Genomic DNA, 18,185 nt, shown 5'->3' with positions numbered 1-18,185 from the left:
TCCGACGCGCACGTGCCGAGCCGAGTCCGCATGGAGGATCACCGATGTCCCTCGACATCCACCTGCTCGTCGCACGACAGGCCGCTGCCACGCCCGAGGCGATCGCCGTCGTCGACGGTCCCCGTTCGCACAGCTACGCGGACCTGGAGTCCCGCGCCGAGCGCCAGGCCGCCGCACTGCGCGCGGCCGGCGTCGGGCCCGGGTCGGTGGTCGGCGTGTGCCTGCCGCGCGGCGTCGACCTCGTGGCCGGGCTGCTCGCGGTGTGGAAGGCCGGCGGCGCGTACCTGCCGCTCGACCCCGACCACCCCGGGCAGCGCAACGCCCTCGTGCTGCGCAACGCAGGCGTCCGGCAACTGCTGGCCGCGCCCGGCGCCACCGCGCCCGACGTGCCGGACCTGGTGGTGCTCTCGCCGCACGACCTGCCGGAGGCCGCCGGCGCCCCCGCCGTCGACTCGAACGGCGACGGCGCGGCCTACGTCGTGCACACCTCGGGCTCCACCGGTACGCCGAAGGGCGTCGTCGTCACGCACGCGGGCATCGCCAACCGGGTCGACTGGGCCGTGCGCGGCCAGCGGCTGACCGCGGCGGACCGGGTGCTCCAGAAGACCGCGATGACCTTCGACGCCGCCGGCTGGGAGATCTTCGCCCCGCTGACCTGCGGCGGCACCGTGGTGCTCGCCCCGCACGGCGCCGAGCGCGACCCGGCCGCGATGGTCGCCGCCGTGGTCCGCCACGACGTCACGGTGCTCCAGGTCGTGCCGTCGGTGCTGCGCGCCCTGGTGGCCGAGGACGGCTGGGACGGCGCCGGCGCGCTGCGACTGCTCACCTGCGCGGGCGAACCGCTGCACGCCGAGCTGGTGCAGCGCTTCCTCGGGCTGCTCCCCGCGCCGGAGCGGGTCGAGGTGTGGAACACCTACGGGCCGACCGAGTGCTCCATCGACGTCACCGCGTTCCGCTTCGACCCCGCGCAGCGCTCCGGGCCGGTGCCGATCGGGCGGCCGATCCCCGGCATGCGCGTGCTGATCGCCGACGACCGGTGCGACCCGGTCGACATCGGCGTGACCGGCGAGCTGTACGCGGGCGGCGTCGGCGTCGCCCGCGGCTACCTGAACCTGCCTGGCCGCACGGCCGAGGCGTTCGTGCCCGACCCGCACGGCCCCGCCGGTGCGCGGCTGTACCGCACCGGCGACCTGGCGCGGTGGCGCGAGGACGGCTACCTGGAGTACCGCGGGCGCGTCGACCAGCAGGTCAAGGTCAACGGCGTGCGCATCGAGCCGGGCGAGGTCGAGGCCGCGCTGGCCGCGCACCCCGGCGTGCGCGCGGTGGCCGTCGTGCCGTTCGCCACGCCGGACGGCGGCACCCGCCTCGTCGCCTACCACGAGGCGACCGGCCAGGCCGAGGTCGGCGACCTGCGCGCCTACCTGGCCGAGCGCCTGCCCGCCACGCACGTGCCGTCGGCGTTCGTCGGACTCGACCGGCTCCCGCTGCTGGCCAGCGGCAAGGTGGACCGGTCGGCGCTGCCCGAGCCGGCGGCCACCGAGGAGAAGGTCGCGCCGCGCACCGCCGCCGAACGGCTGGTCGAGCGGGTGTGGTGCGACCTGCTGGGCGTGGACGAGGTCGGCGTGCACGACGACTTCTTCCGCCTCGGCGGCTCGTCGCTCCAGTTCACCCGGCTCGCCAACCGGCTGCGCAAGGCCACCGGCACGGCGATCGACCTGCCGAAGCTGCTCTCCGCCACCACCCTCGCCGAGCAGGCCGCGCTGGTCGTCCCGGTCGAGGAGGTCGACGAGGACGCGCTGCGCCGCATCCCGCGCACCGGGCCGCTGCCGGTCTCCACGGGGCAGCGCCGGCTGTGGCTGCTCGACCGGATGCAGCCCCGCGCCCGCGAGTGGGTCTCGCCGCTGTTCCTGCGGGTGCCCGGCGACACCCCGGACGAGCTGGTCCGGGCCGCGCTGGACGGCCTGATCGCCCGGCACGAGTCGCTGCGCACCCGGTTCGCCACCGACCGCGGCGAACCCGTCCAGGTGGTCGACCCGCCCACGAGCGCGGACCTGCGCGTCCTGGACACGACCGCCGACGGGCTGGCCGCCGTGCTGGACGGGGAACTCGACCGGGGCATCGACATCGAGCGCGGGCCGCTGGTCCGCTCGGTGCTCACCGCGAACGACGCCGCGGGCGACCGGGTGCTGGTCGTGCTGATGCACCACATCGTCTGCGACGGCTGGTCCTCGGCGGTCCTGGAACGCGACTTCGCCGAGCTGCTCGCCGCGGCGCGCGCCGGCCGCGCGCCGGACCTGCCCGACCTGCCCGTGCAGTACGCCGACTACGCGGTGTGGCAGCGGGAGCGGGCCGAGGGCCCGGCGGTCGAGGAGGAGCTGCGGCACTGGCGGACCGTGCTCGACGGCGCGTCGCCCCTGGTGCTGCACACCGACAAGGCCCGCCCGGAGGTCCGCGACGGCCGCGGCTCGATGGTGCCCTTCACCGTCTCCGCCCTGGTCGCCGAGGCGCTCGACGAACTCGGCCGCGAGGTCGGCGCCACGTCGTTCATGACGCTGCTGTCCGGCTTCACCACCCTGCTGGCCCGCCACACCGGCCAGTGGGACGTGGTGATCGGCACGCCGGTGTCCGGGCGCGACCGCGCCGAGGTCGAGGACGTGGTGGGCTTCTTCCTCAACAGCGTCGTCCTGCGCTGCCGCCTCGACGGCAGGTCGTCCTTCCGCGACGCCCTCGCCGGCGTGCGCGACACGTGCCGCGACGCCCTTGCGCACCAGGGCCTGCCGTTCGAGCTGCTGGTCGCCGACCTGGCCCCGGAGCGGGACCTGTCGCGCACCCCGCTGTACCAGGTCGCCTTCGACCTGCACGACGAGCGGCTGACCGGTTCCGCGGCCGACCCCGACGACCTGGGCACCCTGCTCGACCTGTCGCGCACCGCCCGGACCGACCTGACGCTCTACCTGCGCCGCGAACCGGACGGCCGGTACGTCGGCGGCTTCGAGTACGCCACCGCGCTGTTCGAGCGCGCCACGGTCGAGCGGATGGCCGAGCACTTCGTCCGCCTGCTCACCGCCGCCGCCGCCGACCCGGGCGCCCGCCTGGCCGAGATGGACTTCGACGGGGTGCGGCGCCCGGCGCGGCGCCCGGCGAACCGGGTCGCGGCCTCGTTCGGCTCGGTGCCGCGCCTGGTGGAGCGGCAGGTCCGGGCGGCTCCCGACGCGGTGGCGCTGGTGGCCGGCGCGGACACGGCGACGTTCGCCGAGCTGGACGCGCGGGCCAACCGGATCGCCCACCACCTCCGGCGGCGCGGCGCGGGACCGGACGCGGTGGTCGCGGTGGCCCTGGACCGCGGGATCGACCTGATGGCGAGCCTGCTGGGCGTGTGGAAGGCCGGCGCCGCCTACCTGCCGGTCGACCCGAACCTGCCGCAGGAGCGGATCGGGTTCATGCTGACCGACGCCGACGTGCCGGTCGTGCTGACCTCCTCCTCGTACGCGGACCGGATCGGCTGCCACGCCTCCGGCCACGTCGTCCACCTGGACACCGACGCGCCGCTGATCGACGCGGAACCGGCCGACGCCCCCGACCGGGTCGACGACCCGGACCTGCTGGCCTACGTCATCTACACCTCCGGCTCGACCGGGCGGCCGAAGGGCGTGCAGATCACCCACGGCGGCCTGGCCAACCACCTGCGGTGGGCCACCAACGAGCTGGCCATGCGCGGCCGGCGCGGCGGCGCGGTGTTCTCCTCCGTGGCGTTCGACCTGGTGGTGCCCAACCTGTGGGCGCCGCTGATGGCCGGTCAGCCGGTGCACCTGCTGCCGTCCGACCTGGACCTGGCCGACCTGGGCAGGCTGCTGACCGACGCGGCGCCGCTGAGCTTCCTCAAGCTCACCCCCGGCCACCTCCAGATCCTGACCGACCAGCTCTCCGAGCAGTGGCTGGCCGACCTGGCCGAGGTCGTCGTGGTGGCCGGCGAGCCGCTGCCGCCCGCGCTGGCGGAGCGGTGGCGCCGGGCGCTCGGCCCGGGGCACCTGATCAACGAGTACGGCCCGACCGAGTCGTCCGTGGGCACCTGCGTCTTCCCCGTGGACGAGCCCGTGGCGGGCGACACCGTGCCGATCGGCCAGGCGTTGCCCGGCATCGAGGTGCACGTCCTCGACGAGGCGCTGAAGCCCCTGCCGCCCGGTGTGGTGGGCGAGCTGTACGTCGGGGGAGCGGGCCTGGCGCGGGGCTACCTCGACCGCCCGGCGCTGACCGCCGACCGGTTCGTCCCGTCGCCGTTCGGCCCGGCGGGGGCCCGCCTGTACCGCACCGGCGACCTGGTCCGCCTGCTGCCCGAGGGCGACGTGGACTTCGTCGGCCGCGCGGACGACCAGGTCAAGGTCCGGGGCTACCGGGTGGAGCTGGGCGAGATCACCGCCGTGCTGGCCGACCACCCGGACGTCAAGGACGCGGTCGTGGTCACCGCAAAGGGCCCGGCGGAGTCCGTGCGGCTGCTCGCGTACTGCGTGGCCGCGCCGGACGTGGCGGACCTCGCGGAGGCGCTGACCGCCCACTGCGCCGCCCGGCTGCCGGACTACATGGTCCCGGACGGGGTCGTGGTGCTGGAGCGGATGCCGCTCAACGCCAACGGCAAGGTCGACAAGGCGGCGCTGCCGCCGTTCGAGGAGGCGCGCACCACCGGGTTCGTGCCGCCGCGCGGCCCGGTCGAGGAGCGGGTCGCGGAGATCTTCACCGACCTGCTGGGTGTCGGGGTCGGCGGCGACTCGCACTTCTTCCGCTCGGGCGGCAACTCGATCCTGGCCATCCGGCTGGTCGCCGCCCTGCGGTCGGTGTTCGAAGTGGACCTGCCGATCCGGTCGGTGTTCGAGGGGCCGACGGTCGCCGAGCTGGCCGCCGTCGTCGAGGCCGCGATCCTCGCCGAGGTCGAGCAGATGTCCGAGGAGGAGCTGATCGCCCGGACCTCGCCGGAGGTCTGAGCCGATATAGCCGCCGTATTGCCCGGCGGTCGAGAGTTCCAGAGCCGCAAGCGCGCCGGGTGCGGCGCGACGAGACGGGAAGAGGGGTGGTCCTCGTGGCGGAGCCAACCGACCAGCGCTGGTCGCCGACGGTGATCCGGCCGGAGGACGCGGGGGTCGCGCCCACCGCGGCCGGGCTGGTGGAGCACCTGGCGTCGGTCGGCGACCTGGGCGTGGAGCTGACCCGGGCGAAGGCGTTGGTGTGGCGGGGTTTCTCGGTTCGGCCGGACGAGTTCGACGCCGTCATCGACCACCTGCTGCCGGAGCGCTGGGCGTACCGGCACGGCAACTCGCCGCGCACCAAGGTGGGCGACATCGGCGCGAACGTCTACACGTCCACCGAGTACCCGCCCGAGTACACGATCTCCATGCACAACGAGCTGTCCTACGCCGCGCGCTACCCGAGCCGCCTGCTGTTCTACTGCCAGCAGGCGCCCGCCGGCGGCGGTGCGACCCCCGTGGTCGACGGCGCCCGGTGGCTCGCCGCCCTCGACGAGGAGGTCCGCGCGGCCTACCGCGGGGGCGTGCGCTACCGGCAGAACCTGCACGACGGCCACGGCTTCGGCAAGAGCTGGCAGGAGACGTTCGAGACCGCGAACAAGGCCGACGTCGAGGTGTTCCTGAAGGAGACCTCGGCCGAGTTCGAGTGGCGGGCCGACGGTTCGCTGCGCGTCGAGCAGAGCGGGCCGTCCACGGTCGTGGACCCGCGGACCGGCGCCGAGGTCTGGTTCAACCAGTCCGACCAGTGGCACGCCGCCGGGCTCGGCGACGAGACCGCCCGGGCGCTGGCCGAGATCATGGCCGAGGAGGACATGCCGCAGTCGGTCGCCTTCGCCGACGGCACGCCGATCCCCGCCGAGTACGTCGTGCAGGTGCGCGACCGGGGCCTGGCGGAGGCGGTCGACAACGACTGGTCCGAGGGCGACCTGATGCTGATCGACAACGTGCTCGTCGGGCACGGCAGGCGACCGTTCACCGGCCCCCGCCGGGTGCTCGTGGCCATGTCCGGATGAGCGGAGGTACCAACGGATGACCGACACCCTGTCCCAGGAGCAGACGCTGCCGCACGTGCGGCAGGCGGACGACGACCGACCGCTGCACGAGGTGGTCGCGGCCGACCGGGCGCGCTGGCGCGAACTGCTCACCACGCACGGCGCCCTGCTGTTCCGCGGCTACCCGGTGGACGACGTGACCGCGTTCGAGGCGGTCGTGCGGGCGTTCTCCGGCGAACCGCTGACCTACAGCGAGCGCTCCTCGCCCCGGCACTCCATCAAGGGCAACGTCTACACCTCGACCGACTACCCGCAGGACGAGGAGATCTTCCTGCACAACGAGAACTCCTACCAGGCGGTGTGGCCGCGGGTCGTCTACTTCTACTGCGACCGCGAACCGGAGACGCGGGGCGCGACGCCGCTGGCCGACGTGCGCCGCGTCCACCGGGCGATCGACCCCGCCGTGCGCGAGGAGTTCGAGCGCCGCGGCTGGATGGTCGTGCGCAACTACCGGCCCCACTTCGGCGTGTCCTGGCCGGAGGTGTTCGGCACCTCCGACCGCGCCGAGGTGGAGCGCTACTGCGCCGATCGCGGCATGGCCGCCGAGTGGCTCGGCGACGACCACCTGCGCACCAGGGCGCTGCGCAAGGCCACCTACACCCACCCGGACACCGGTGAGGACGTGTGGTTCAACCACATCACGTTCTTCCACCACTCGTCGCTGGACGAGGACCTCCAGGAGGGCCTGCTCGGCATGTTCGGCGAGGAGGGCCTGCCGACCAACACCTACTACGGCGACGGCGCCCCGATCCCGTCCGACGTGGTGGCCCACCTGCGGGCCTGCTACCGGGCCGAGTCGCGCCGGTTCGACTGGCGGCACAAGGACGTCCTGCTGGTGGACAACATGCTGGCCGCGCACGGCCGCGAGCCGTTCACCGGCCCGCGCAAGATCGCCGTGGCGATGGGCGAGGCGCACGTGTCCGACTACCTGGCCAACGGGGGGTGAGCCGTGGGCCGACTGCCGACCGCCGGGTCGACCGGCTGGCTGAGGGTCTACCGGTCCCGCCCCCGCGCTGCGCTGCGCGTGGTGTGCTTCCCGCACGCGGGCAGCGGCGCCAGCGTCTTCCACGGCTGGGCCGAGCGCCTGCCCGAGTCGGTCGAGCTGGTGGGCGTGCAGTACCCCGGCCGCCAGGACCGCAGCCGGGAGGAGCCCGTCTCGCGGCTGGAGGTGCTGGCGGACGAGGTGGCCGCGGTCGTGCCGCGCCTGTTCGACCGGCCGGTCGCGTTCTTCGGGCACAGCCTCGGCGCCACCGTCGCGTTCGAGGTGGCGCGGCGGCTGTCGCCGAGGTTCCCGACGCCGCTCGCCGGGCTGGTCGTGTCGGCCCGCCGACCTCCCACCGACTGCGCGACCACCGGCTACGACTTCACCCGCGACGACGACCTGCGCCGCTACCTGACCCGGCTGGGCAACCGGGCCGGCCCGGCGCTGAGCGACCCCGACCTGTGGGACCTGCTGGTCCCGCCGCTGCGCGGTGACCTGCTGATGTCGCAGCGCTACCGCTACACCCCCGGTCCGCCGCTGACGTGCCCGCTGACGCTGGTCGCCGCCGCGGCGGACCACAGCTGCACGATCGACGACATGCGCCCCTGGACCAAGCACACCATCGGCCCCGCCGACGAGCACGTGGTGCCCGGTGACCACTACTACGTGGACGCGCCGCCCCGCGAGCTGTTCGACGTCCTGGCCGGTGCCGCCGACCGGCTCGGCTGAGGCCGGGCGGTCCGCCCGAAGGGTTGGGAACCGATGGCCCGGACGAAGCACCTCATCTCGATCGACGACCTCGACGACGACGACCTGCACCACGTCGTGGACCGCGCCGCGCGGTTCGCGGCCGGGCCCGTCGAGCACGGCCGGCCGCTGGCCGACCAGGTCGTCGGCCTGTACTTCCGGCGGACGTCGACGCGCACCCGCACGTCGTTCTGGTCGGGCTCGCTGCGGCTGGGCGCGGGCGTGGTGAACTTCGGCCCGAACGACCTCCAGACCAACACGGGGGAGACCACCGAGGACACCGGCCGGGTGCTCTCCTCCATGCTCGACGTCCTGGTCGCCCGCACCTGCGGCACCACCGAGGAGCTGCGCGGCTGGGCGTCGTGGGGCGGCATGTCCGTGGTCAACGCGATGAGCGAGCTGGAGCACCCGACCCAGGCGCTCACCGACCTCGCCACGATCAAGGCCCACTTCGGCACCCTGTCCGGCATCAGGGTGGCCTACCTCGGCGAGGGCAACAACAGCGCGACCGCGCTCGCCCTGGCGGCGGCCCGCGTCCCCGGCATGGAGGTCGACTTCCGGACGCCGCCGGGCTACGCGGTCGACCCGGGCGTGATGGCGCGGGCGCACGCGGTGGCCCGGCGCACCGGGGCGACGCTCTCCGAGTCGCACGACATGTCCACGCCGCCGTCCGGGGTGGACGTCCTCTACACCACCCGCTGGCAGACCACCGGCACCGCGAAGCCGGACCCGCGCTGGCGCGACGTCTTCGCGCCGTTCCAGGTCGGCGCGGCGTTGTGGGACACCAACCCGGACGCGGTGTTCATGCACGACCTGCCCGCGCACCGCGGCGAGGAGGTCACCGCCGAGGTGCTCGACGGACCCGCGAGCATCGCCTTCCGGCAGGCCGCCAACAAGATGTGGACCGCGATGGCCGTCGTCGAGTGGTGCAGGGCGTGACCGCCGAGCCGATCGCCGGGGGACCGCCCTCCACCGGGGGAGTCCCGCCCCTGCGGCGCAACCGCGACTTCCTGCTGCTGTGGACCGGCGCCGGGTTCTCCCAGCTGGGCGCGAAGATCAGCGTGATCGCGTTCCCGCTGCTGCTCGTCTGGCACGGCGACTCGGCGCTGGGCGCGGGCCTGGTGGCGTTCGCGGGCCTGCTGCCCGCCCTGCTGCTCCAGCTGCCCGCCGGCGTCCTGGTCGACCGCTGGGACCGCCGCCGGCTGATGGTCGGCTGCGACGCGCTGGCGTCGATCGCCATGCTCAGCGTGGCCGTCGCCGTGCTGTTCGGCGTGGTGTGGCTGCCGCACCTGCTGGTGGTCAACTTCGTCGAGGGCGCCTGCCTGATCTTCTACCTGCTCGCCCAGCGGGCCGCGGTGCGCAACGTGGTCGAGCCCGAGCACCTGCCCTCGGCGGTCGCCCGCAACGAGGCGCGCGGCCGGGTGGCCTCCCTGCTCGGCCAGCCCGCGGGCAGCTCGCTGTTCGCCCTGCTGTCCTGGCTGCCGTTCGCGGCCGTCGCGCTCGGCCACCTGGTGGCGCTGGTCAGCCTGCTGTTCGTGCGCCGGCCGTTGCAGACCGAGCGGGTCGACCGGCCACTGGCGCTGCGCCGGGACATCGGCGAGGGCCTGCGCTGGCTGTGGGAGCAGAAGTTCCTGCGCGCCGCCACGGTCATGGTCGCGGCGACGAACTTCTTCGCGCAGGTGGTCAACCTGGTCCCGCTCGTGGTGATCAAGCAGACCGGTGGCTCGGCCGCGCTGGCCGGCCTGGTGGGCCTGGTGGGCGGCGTCGGCGGCGTGTGCGGGGCCCTGTTCGGCGGGGTGCTGCTGCGCAAGCTGTCGCTGGGCGGCGTCCTGCTGCTCGACCTGGCCACGCGCGCCGCGCTGGTCCCGGTGATGGCGTTCGCCACCGCCCTGCCGCTGCTGTTCGCGCCGTTCGCGCTGATGTCGTTCACCGGCGCGGTGCTCAACGTCGGCGCGGGCGCCTACATGGCCCGGGTCGTGCCCGACGAGATGCAGGGCCGCGCCATGAGCGCCGTCATGCTGACCTCCTGGGGCGCGAACTCCGCGGGCGCGCTCGTGGCGGGCGTGCTGCTGAGCACCCTCACCACCACCTCGACGCTGCTGTGCGTCACGGCCGGGCTGGTCGTACTCCTCGTCGGGGCGGTGCTCAGCCCCACCATCCGCAGGTCCGACGCCCGCTGATCCGACGCCCGCGGGTCCGACGCCCGCCCAGCGGCGGGCGTCGGACCCGTCGTGCCCCGGTCCGTCACAACCGGCCTTCGGGCGGTGCGACGCGGGCCAGCGCCATCTCGTCCCGCACCCGCACCACGGCGAACGTGGCCGCGGTGACGGCGGCGCGGGCCGCGCCCAGGACCTCGCCCAGGCAGGAGTGCACCTCGGCCAGGTCGCCCCCGGCGCGGGCGCGCTGCGCGGCGTCCACGGCCAGCGCGGCGGCCTCGACCACGCTCAGCACCGCCTCGTCGAGCGGGTCGGAGCGGTCGGACGTCGCCTTGAGCACCTCCAGCCCGGCGGTCATCGGCGGCAACAGCGGAGTGGAGCTGGACATGGTTCCTCCCGGGCGGTCGGTGGGATCGGGCAGCGGGACCACCACAGCGGCACCACCGGTGGGCGAGCCACGGTGGTGCCGCTGTGGTGGTGGGTGGTCCGCCCCGGTGCCGGGCGGTGGTGGCACCGGGGTCAGCGACCGGCGGGCAGGGTCCCGGGGACGGACGCCTCCAGGACCCCCTCCGGGGCGCCGGAGAACGTCCGCATCCCGTACAGCAGGGGGTTCCCCGGACGGTTCTCGATGTCGAGGATGCGGCCGAACACCACGGTGTGGTCGCCGACCCGGTGCAGGTCGGCCACCGCGCACTGGGCCACCGAGAGGGCGTCGTCGACCAGCACCGGCACCCCGTGCGCCGAGCGCTCCCACGCCACCGAGTCGAACCGGTCCGGCGCGGCCGAGGCGAACCGCTCGGCGGTGGCCCGACCCCGCTCCGACATCAGGTTCACCGCGAAGGCGCCGGTCTCGCGCACGGCGGCCAGGGTGCCGGCGCCCTGGTCGAGGCAGACCAGCAGCGTGGGCGGGTCGAGGGTGACGCTGACCAGCGAGTTGCAGGTGAGCCCGTGCGGCCGGCCGGAACCGGAGAACGCGGTGACGACGGTGACGCCGGTGAAGTAGCCGGTCATGAAGTCCTTGACGGCTCTGGGGGCTACCTGCCCGGCGTGGGTGTGGGTCCGGATCGTCTGCATGTGTTGCCCCCATCGGGTGATCGTCGGTGATGTGCTCCGCGGGTCGGCCGGACGTCCCTCCGCCGGTCAGTCGTTGATGCTGGCGAGGTACTCGTAGCAGCTGGGCAGGGTCGCGACCATCTCGTCGGCCTCGGCCTTGAGCTTGGCGAACTCCGCCAGCGCGTTGGTCGGGTCGAGGTGGCGCAGCGCGGGGCGCGCGGTGAGCGGGATGCGCCCCAGGCCCAGGTTCATGGTGTTCCACGAGTAGCTCTCGAACCCGTGGTAGTGCGGGTAGATCGTCTCCTCGTCGAGCAGGTGCGACTCGGCCAGCGCCAGCTTCTCCTGGAGGGCCTCCGGGATGGGCCGGGTCTTGGTCTCCTTCCAGTACGGCGTGTCCTCGCGGTCCGCCGACCGGTAGTGCAGGACGAGGAACTCCTTGACGCCGTCGACGGCCTTGTTGATCCGGTTGTTGTAGGCCGAGATCATCCGCTGGTCGAAGCCGCCGTCGGGGAAGTGCTTGACCAGCTGCTCGATGGCGTGCTGGATGAAGAAGATGCCGGTGGACTCCAGCGGCTCGACGAACGCGCTGGACAGGCCGATCGCCACGCAGTTGTTGACCCAGGAGTTGTCGTTGCGGCCGATCCGCATCCGGATGTGGTTGGCCTCCAGGTCGTCCCGGCCCGGCGCCACCTTCTCGCGCAGCTCGCGCTCCGCCTCCTCCGGCGTGATGAACTGGTCGGAGTAGACGTAGCCGTTGCCGTTGCGGCGGAACAGCGGGATCGTCCACGACCAGCCCGCCGTCATCGCGGTCGCCGTGGTGTACGGCTGCATGTCGGTGGCGTCCTCGCGCGGCACGCGCAGCGCGACCGCCCGGTTGTTGGGCAGCAGGTCCTCGAAGGACTGGAACTTCTCGCCCATCGCCTTGTTGATCAGCAGGCCGCGGAAGCCGGTGCAGTCGACGTAGAGGCCGCCGGTGATGGCGCCGTGCTCCTTGGTGCGGATCTCGGAGATCCAGCCGCGGCTGTCCAGGCCGACGTCGACCACCTCGTCCACCACGTGCTTGACGCCGCGCGCCCGGCCGAACTCGCCGAGGAACCGCGCCACCGCGTCGGCGTCGAAGTGGTAGGCGTAGGGGAACTGCGCGCGCTGGTCGTCCAGCGTCGACTTGCCCAGCGGCCCGTCGAGGTTGGACACGAACAGCGAGCCGTCCAGCATCCGCGGCGAGCGCTCGGCGTCGCACAGCGCCGTGGTGATGAAGCACGACCGGTCGAACGGCTCGCTGCGGTCGCCCAGTTCGAGCCACCACTCCGCGAGGCTGAACCCGTCGGCGCCGCGCAGCCGCTCGAACGGGTGGTAGAAATGCTCGCCCGGCTTGCGCCAGTTCTCGAACCGGATACCGAGCTTGTAGCTGCCCGCGCATTTCGGCAGCCATTCCCGCTCGTCCAGGCCGAGGTAGTCGAAGAAATGGCGGACGGTGCTGAACGTCGCCTCTCCGACACCGATCCGGGAGACCTGCGCGGACTCCACGAGGGTCACGTCGACGCGGTCGCCGAAGGCGGTCTTCAGGTAGGTCGCGGTCATCCACCCCGCTGTGCCGCCACCCACGATCACCACGGATCGGATCATGTGCCACTCCCTGTCAGGTAAGCTTTCCTCTTGCCGGAACGCGTCCCCGGGAACTCCCGGCGGGATTGCTCGGGGCGGTTCGGAATCGTCCTCGACTCTGCTGTTCCGCGCCATACCGGCGCTATATTGCGGGTATGCTTCCGGAATATCAATTGGCGCCCGACAGGACGGGCGCGACGTCCGCCCACAGGTCCGGCACGCGCCCCAGGTGCTCGACCACCCACTCGTCGGAGTAGATCGTGTCCAGGTAGCGGTCGCCGCCGTCGGGCAGCACCAGCACGCACGTCGAGCCGCGGGGCAGGGACGGCGCGAGGCGGTGCAGCGCGGTGACCGCCGCGCCGGACGAGCCGCCCGCCAGCACCGCCTCCCGCTCGACCAGCGCGCGGCAGCCCGCCACGCAGTCCAGGTCGGTCACGTGCACCACGCGGTGCGGCGCCGAGGCGTCGTGGATCCGCGGCCGCACCGACGCGCCGTGCCCGGGGATCAGCCGGGACACCGGCGGGGGAGCCGGGTCGAACAGCGCGCTGCCCACCGCGTCCACGGCGATGATCTCCGTGCGCAGCCCGTGCCGCCGCACGTAGCGCCCGCAGCCCTGGAGCGTGCCGGTCGTGCCCGCCGGGACGAACAGGTAGTCGACCGGGTCGTCCAGCGCCGTCACGATCTCCCGCATGGTGCGCTCGTGCGCCTGCGGGTTGCGCGGGTTCGCGTACTGGTTGGGCCAGAACGCGTGCGGCAGGGTCGCCACCAGCTCCCGGACCCGGGCCAACCGCGCGGGCAGCAGCTCGCCGGTCTCCGGGTCCGGGGTGGTGACCACCTCCACCTCCGCGCCGTACGCCCGGAGGATCTTGACGTTGTGCCCGGTCGTCTTGGCGTCCACCACGCAGATGAACCGCAACCCGAAGTACCGGCACAGCTGCGCCAACCCGATCGCCAGGTTGCCCGAGCTGGACTCGACGACGACCGACCGCGCCGGGTCCAGCTCCCCGGTGTGGAGCTTGTCCAGCAGCATGGCGACCGCGGTGCGGTCCTTGATGCTGCCGCCCGGGTTGAACTTCTCCACCTTGGCGTGCACCTGGAGGTCGAGCTCGACGGAGAAGCGCTCGAGCTCGACCAGCGGCGTGCTGCCGACCGTGGAGAGGATGCCGCGCAGCGCGGGGTTGACCATCGACTCAGAAGCCCGGCGCGGCGGCCGGAGCCCGGAGCGAGCCGAGGTACGGGTGCCACAGGTGGTCCGGGTCGGCCTCCACGGCCGCCACCACCTCGCGCATCGCGGCCAGCGCCTTCGGCTCCTCGCCGTCGTACACGTCGCCCTGGAGCATCTTGAGCACGTCGGTGCGGTAGCGCGGGTCCTGCACGAACGCGGTGAACAGCACGTTGAGGCGGTAGTAGATCGAGATGAACTCGTACCAGTACTTCACCGCGCGGCGCAGCTTGGTCTCGTAGGTGTCGAACCGCTTCTTGGCGTAGTCGCCCTCGGCGTGCGCGGCGATGATGTCCTGCGCGGCGATGCGGGCGCTGTTGAGCGCGACGCTCACCCCGCTGGAGAAGATCGGGTCGACGAACCGGGCGGCGTCGCCGATCAGCACGAACCGGTCGCCGCAGATCTGCGTCATCGCGTAGCTGTAGTCGCCCTCGACCTTGAACGGCCGGACCTGCTTCGCCTTCTTCAGCGCCTCGGCCAGCTCGGGGCGGCTGCCGACGAAGTCCCAGAAGAACTGCTCGCGTTCGGTGCCGGCCTCGGTGAACCGCTTCTTCTGCGTCACCACGCCGATGCTGGTGATCGTGTCGGTGATCGGGATCTGCCAGACCCAGGTGTCCTTGATCGGCAGGAAGTGCACGAAGATGTGGTCGACCACGGACGCGTTGGGCGCGATGGCGTCCCGGTCCAGGTCCTCGAACCAGGTGTGCAGCGCGTACTGGTCGAACACCGGGTCCGACACCTTGAGCTTGAGCTTGCGGCCCACCATCGTCTGCCGGCCCGACGCGTCGACCACCATGCCCGCGGTGTATACGGCGTCGCGCGGCCCGAAGCGGACGGTCACCTTGACCGCCTCCGGGTCGTCGAAGTCGACGTCGCGCACCCGCGCGCCGTTGAACACGGTCGCGCCCTGCTCCTGGGCGTGGCGCAGCAGGATCGAGTCGAACCGGGCGCGGTCGACGTGGAAGGTGTAGTCGCGGTCCACGCCCGGCTGGTTGCGCTCGACGAACTGGATCTCCGCCGACCAGTCGTGCGACAGCCCCTGGTAGCCCATGAACGGGATGTCGCGGGACTCCGCCGACGTCCAGGACGCGCCGAACTTCTTCGGGAACTTCGCCTCGTCGACCTTCTCCAGCACGCCGATCTCGTTCAGCACCGGCGTGGTCGCGGGCACCAGCGACTCGCCGACGTGCGGCCGCGGGAACGTCTCGCTCTCGAACACCACCACGGACAGGCCGGCCCTCGCCAGGTAGGAGGCCATGGTGGACCCGGCCGGTCCGCCGCCGATGATCGCGACGTCGTAGTCGGTGGTCATGAGTTCTCCCTGTCCGCGGTGCTCGCCGCGACCGGTTCGGCCTGCGGGTCGTGTTCGGGGGATTCGGCCAGCACGAGGCCGGCGATGCTGGTGATGTCGCGGAAGTTGCGCGAGTTGACCTTGGCGTGCGAGACGTACACGCCGAACCGCTCGCGGACGTGGGTGAGCAGGACCGCGGTGCGCAGCGAGTCGATGATGCCCCACTCCAGCAGCGGCGTGGACAGGGTCAGCTCCCGGTCCTCGTCACCCCACAGGAACTCCTCCCGGATGAACTCCAGCAGCGCGAGTTCCACTTCGCCTTGCTTCACGGCGTACTCCTCTCCGGGCCGGCCGACGCGTCGGCGACCACCGGCTGCTCCTTGCGTTCGGTCCGCCTCGCGACCAGGTCCTCGTGCCTGCGGACCAGGGCGGGCCGGTCGACCTTGCCGTTGGACGTGCGCGGCAGGTCCGCCGTGACGTGGACCCGGTCGACCACGGCGTAGGACGGCAGGAGGCGGGCGCAGTGCGCCTTGACGCCCAGCGGCCCGGGGGTGCGGCCCCTCACCGGCACCACGAAGGCGACCAGGCGGGCGTCGATGCCGCTGCCCGCCACGACCACCGCGGCGTCGTCGACGTCCGGGTGGCTCTCGACGGCCAGCTCCACCTCGCCCAGCCCGACCCGGTGGCCGCGCACCTTGACCGTGTGGTCGCGCCTGCCGACGTAGTCGAACGAGCCGTCGTCGAGCACGCGCACCACGTCGCCGGTGCGGTACGGGCCGCGCTGGGGCGGGGCGCCCCAGTAGCCCAGCAGCACGGTCGGGCCCTCGACCAGCAGCTCGCCCTCCTCGCCGGGACCGGCGACCGCGCCGTCGGGGCGCTCGGCCCACGCGGTGTCGCCGGAGCAGGCCAGGCCGATGGGCACCGGCCGGTCCCGCTCCAGGTCCGCCGGGGTGACCTCGTGGAAGGTGCACACGTTGGTCTCGGTGGGGCCGTAGAGGTTGAGCAGGCGGGCGTCGGTCCAGCCGGCCAGGGCGCGCACGCCGCCGATCGGGAACGGCTCGCCCGCGAAGCAGAGCACCCGCAGCGCGGCGGGCGCGGGGCCGTCGAGCAGGCCGCCGTCGCGGATCATCAGCACCAGCGCGGACGGCACCGAGTACCAGACGCTGATCCGCTCGTCGTGCAGGAACCGCACGAGCTGCGCGGGGGCGTAGGCCAGCTCGGCGGGCAGCAGGTGCACGGACGCGCCCGTGGCGAACGCCGCGTACAGGTCGAGCACCGACAGGTCGAACACCAGCGGCGCGTGGTTGGCCAGCCGGTCCCCGGGGCGGACGTCCAGCTCGGCGACCGCCCAGTCCACGAAGGCCCGCGCGTTGCGGTGGCTGACGCACACGCCCTTCGGCGTACCGGTCGAACCGGAGGTGTAGAGGACGTAGGCCAGGTCGTCGTCGGTCACCCGCTCGTGCACCGGTTCGACCTCGCGGGCCTCGTCGTCGTGCAGGTCCAGGCACGGCGCCGTGCCCGCGATCGCCTCGCGCAGGTCCGGGAGGCGGCCCGCGTCGGCGCAGACGGCCGCCGCGCCGCAGTCCGCGGCGAGCATGACGACCCGGGCGAGCGGGGCGGTCCGGTCCATGGGCACGTAGGCCGCGCCGAGCCGGAGCACGCCCTGCATGGCGGCGACCACGTCGGTGGACTTGTCCGACCACAGGACCACGCGGTCGCCCCGGCCCACGCCCAGGGCGCGCAGCCGGTGCGCGAACCGGTCGGCGGCCTCGTCCAGCTCGCGGTAGGTGAGCGCGGCCCCGGCGCAGGACGCGGCGAGCCGGTCGGGGTGGCGGGCGGCGGTGTCGATGACGAGCTGGTGGAGGCTCACAGGCCCATCCCCCTCGCGACGATGGCGCGGTGCACCTCGTTGGTGCCGGAGAAGACCCTGGCGGGCAGCGAGTCGCGCAGCTGCGCCTCGACCCCGGTCTCGGCGAGGTAGCCGCTGCCGCCGAACACCTGCATCGCGGTGATCCCGTTGGCGACCGCGGCCTCGGACACGGCGATCTTGGCCAGCGAGACCTCGGTGGCGTCCGCGCGACCCCGGTCCATCCGCCAGCACGCGCGGTAGAGCAGCAGGCGGGCGCTGTCGAGGCGGTGGCGCATCTCCGCGATCGGGTGCGCGACGGCCTGGAACTCGCCGATGCGCTTGCCGAACTGGCGGCGGCGACGGGCGTGCCGGACGCAGCGGCGCAGCTGGTCGTCCATCAGCCCGAGGTAGATCGCGAACAGGCAGGCGCGCTCCCAGCCCATGGAGTGCTGGAAGATCGCCCCGCCCTGGCCGGGCTCGCCGAGCACGTCGCGCGCCGGCACGGGGGTGTCGGCGAGGGTGAGCCGGCCCGCCGGGCAACCGTGCAGGCCCATCTTGACCATCGGCGGGCCGACCTCGACGCCGGGGGAGTCGCGGCGGACCACGAAGCCGGTGTTGCCGAGGAACCCGGCACCCGGGTCCGTGGTCGCGTAGGTGACGAACACGTCGGCCAGGGGCGCGTTGCTGGAGAACGACTTGACGCCGGTGAGCCGGTAGCCGTCGCCGTCGGCGACCGCCTTCGTCCCCAGCCGGGCGACGTCCGAGCCGGCCTCGTCCTCGGTGATCGCGTTGGCCGCGATCACGCTCCCGTCGGCCAGCCCCGGCAGCAGCTCCGCGGCGGTCCCCGGGGTGGCGAAGTCGCGGACCGCCACGGCGCAGGCCAGCAGGTGCGCGGCGACGCCGAACACCAGGCCCGTGTCGGGGCAGGCCCGGCCGAACACCTCCAGGCTCAGTGCCGTGTCCAGGGCGCCCAGGCCGCCGCCGCCGTGCTCGACGGGCAGGCACAGGCCGGTCAGCCCGAGCCCGGCGGCCACCAGCCAGCGGTCCCGGGTGAAGTGACCCTCCGGTGTGGACGGACGGTCGTCGCCCAACCGCTCGCGCACCGCGGCGTCCAGGTCCTCGCCGCGGCGGCGCTGTTCGCGCGTGAGATCGAAGTCCATGTCCTTCTCCGGTTCGACGGCTCGGCTCCGCCCACGCTCGCGGGTCGACCTAT

14 protein-coding genes are annotated in these 18,185 nt (G+C 73.4%); 6 read left to right on the top strand and 8 right to left on the bottom strand.

Annotated features, from left to right (window positions below; all coding sequences use genetic code 11):
- The first annotated feature begins 44 nt into the window (after positions 1-44).
- From CKY47_RS14655 to CKY47_RS14630, 6 genes are all read left to right on the top strand, one after another.
- Positions 45-4,976 carry a non-ribosomal peptide synthetase gene (locus CKY47_RS14655; protein ID WP_306746326.1) on the top strand — a complete coding sequence of 1,644 codons (4,932 nt, stop codon included), beginning with the start codon at positions 45-47 and terminating at the stop codon, positions 4,974-4,976.
- Positions 4,977-5,071: 95 nt separating this feature from the next.
- Positions 5,072-6,028, top strand: coding sequence for a TauD/TfdA family dioxygenase (locus CKY47_RS14650; protein ID WP_306746325.1), 957 nt, complete (start codon positions 5,072-5,074; stop codon positions 6,026-6,028).
- 16 nt (positions 6,029-6,044) lie between these two features.
- Positions 6,045-7,013: a TauD/TfdA family dioxygenase gene (locus CKY47_RS14645; RefSeq protein ID WP_306746324.1), complete on the top strand. Its 969-nt coding sequence runs from the start codon at positions 6,045-6,047 to the stop codon at positions 7,011-7,013.
- A gap of 3 nt (positions 7,014-7,016) precedes the next feature.
- Entirely contained in the window at positions 7,017-7,778 is a 762-nt protein-coding gene (locus CKY47_RS14640) for a thioesterase II family protein (protein WP_306746323.1), read from the top strand.
- A 33-nt stretch (positions 7,779-7,811) separates the two neighbouring features.
- A complete protein-coding gene (locus CKY47_RS14635) occupies positions 7,812-8,735 on the top strand; it encodes an ornithine carbamoyltransferase (protein ID WP_306746322.1) in 924 nt (307 codons plus the stop codon).
- On the top strand, positions 8,732-9,976 hold the full coding sequence (locus CKY47_RS14630) for an MFS transporter (RefSeq protein WP_306746321.1): 1,245 nt from the start codon (positions 8,732-8,734) through the stop codon (positions 9,974-9,976). The genes CKY47_RS14635 and CKY47_RS14630 overlap by 4 nt, the downstream gene beginning before the upstream one ends.
- Before the next feature lie 64 nt (positions 9,977-10,040).
- Here CKY47_RS14630 and CKY47_RS14625 read toward each other — a convergent pair whose 3' ends face one another.
- The 8 genes from CKY47_RS14625 to CKY47_RS14590 all read right to left on the bottom strand — a co-directional run bounded on the left by CKY47_RS14625 (position 10,041) and on the right by CKY47_RS14590 (position 18,132).
- A complete protein-coding gene (locus CKY47_RS14625) occupies positions 10,041-10,340 on the bottom strand; it encodes a hypothetical protein (protein ID WP_306746320.1) in 300 nt (99 codons plus the stop codon).
- A gap of 131 nt (positions 10,341-10,471) precedes the next feature.
- Positions 10,472-11,026, bottom strand: coding sequence for a flavin reductase family protein (locus tag CKY47_RS14620; protein WP_306746319.1), 555 nt, complete (start codon positions 11,024-11,026; stop codon positions 10,472-10,474).
- Positions 11,027-11,092: 66 nt separating this feature from the next.
- Entirely contained in the window at positions 11,093-12,631 is a 1,539-nt protein-coding gene (locus CKY47_RS14615; protein WP_306746318.1) for a tryptophan halogenase family protein, read from the bottom strand.
- A 148-nt stretch (positions 12,632-12,779) separates the two neighbouring features.
- Complete coding sequence (sbnA, locus tag CKY47_RS14610; protein ID WP_306746317.1) at positions 12,780-13,796, bottom strand: 2,3-diaminopropionate biosynthesis protein SbnA; 1,017 nt, start codon at positions 13,794-13,796, stop codon at positions 12,780-12,782.
- A 4-nt stretch (positions 13,797-13,800) separates the two neighbouring features.
- Positions 13,801-15,144 (bottom strand): NAD(P)/FAD-dependent oxidoreductase, encoded by a 1,344-nt coding sequence (locus CKY47_RS14605; protein ID WP_306746315.1) that lies wholly within the window; start codon positions 15,142-15,144, stop codon positions 13,801-13,803.
- Complete coding sequence (locus tag CKY47_RS14600) at positions 15,141-15,452, bottom strand: phosphopantetheine-binding protein (RefSeq protein WP_306746314.1); 312 nt, start codon at positions 15,450-15,452, stop codon at positions 15,141-15,143. The genes CKY47_RS14605 and CKY47_RS14600 overlap by 4 nt, the downstream gene beginning before the upstream one ends.
- Positions 15,449-16,993 carry an amino acid adenylation domain-containing protein gene (locus CKY47_RS14595; RefSeq protein ID WP_306746313.1) on the bottom strand — a complete coding sequence of 515 codons (1,545 nt, stop codon included), beginning with the start codon at positions 16,991-16,993 and terminating at the stop codon, positions 15,449-15,451. The genes CKY47_RS14600 and CKY47_RS14595 overlap by 4 nt, the downstream gene beginning before the upstream one ends.
- Complete coding sequence (locus CKY47_RS14590) at positions 16,990-18,132, bottom strand: acyl-CoA dehydrogenase family protein (protein WP_306746312.1); 1,143 nt, start codon at positions 18,130-18,132, stop codon at positions 16,990-16,992. The genes CKY47_RS14595 and CKY47_RS14590 overlap by 4 nt, the downstream gene beginning before the upstream one ends.
- Between the last annotated feature and the right edge of the window lie 53 nt (positions 18,133-18,185).

Origin of the sequence: Saccharothrix longispora (assembly GCF_030852425.1) — a bacterium.
Classification (GTDB): Bacteria; Actinomycetota; Actinomycetes; order Mycobacteriales; family Pseudonocardiaceae; genus Actinosynnema; species Actinosynnema longispora.
This window is presented reverse-complemented; position numbering and strand designations above follow the sequence as displayed.

What these genes read in the sequence shown, in the direction of transcription:
- CKY47_RS14655 (WP_306746326.1), top strand. Translation starts at nt 45, where the DNA reads ATGTCCCTCGACATCCACCTGCTCGTCGCACGACAGGCCGCTGCCACG.
- CKY47_RS14645 (WP_306746324.1), top strand. Translation starts at nt 6,045, where the DNA reads ATGACCGACACCCTGTCCCAGGAGCAGACGCTGCCGCACGTGCGGCAG.
- CKY47_RS14635 (WP_306746322.1), top strand. Translation starts at nt 7,812, where the DNA reads ATGGCCCGGACGAAGCACCTCATCTCGATCGACGACCTCGACGACGAC.
- CKY47_RS14625 (WP_306746320.1), bottom strand. Translation starts at nt 10,340, where the DNA reads ATGTCCAGCTCCACTCCGCTGTTGCCGCCGATGACCGCCGGGCTGGAG.
- CKY47_RS14620 (WP_306746319.1), bottom strand. Translation starts at nt 11,026, where the DNA reads ATGCAGACGATCCGGACCCACACCCACGCCGGGCAGGTAGCCCCCAGA.
- CKY47_RS14615 (WP_306746318.1), bottom strand. Translation starts at nt 12,631, where the DNA reads ATGATCCGATCCGTGGTGATCGTGGGTGGCGGCACAGCGGGGTGGATG.
- sbnA (WP_306746317.1), bottom strand. Translation starts at nt 13,796, where the DNA reads ATGGTCAACCCCGCGCTGCGCGGCATCCTCTCCACGGTCGGCAGCACG.
- CKY47_RS14605 (WP_306746315.1), bottom strand. Translation starts at nt 15,144, where the DNA reads ATGACCACCGACTACGACGTCGCGATCATCGGCGGCGGACCGGCCGGG.
- CKY47_RS14590 (WP_306746312.1), bottom strand. Translation starts at nt 18,132, where the DNA reads ATGGACTTCGATCTCACGCGCGAACAGCGCCGCCGCGGCGAGGACCTG.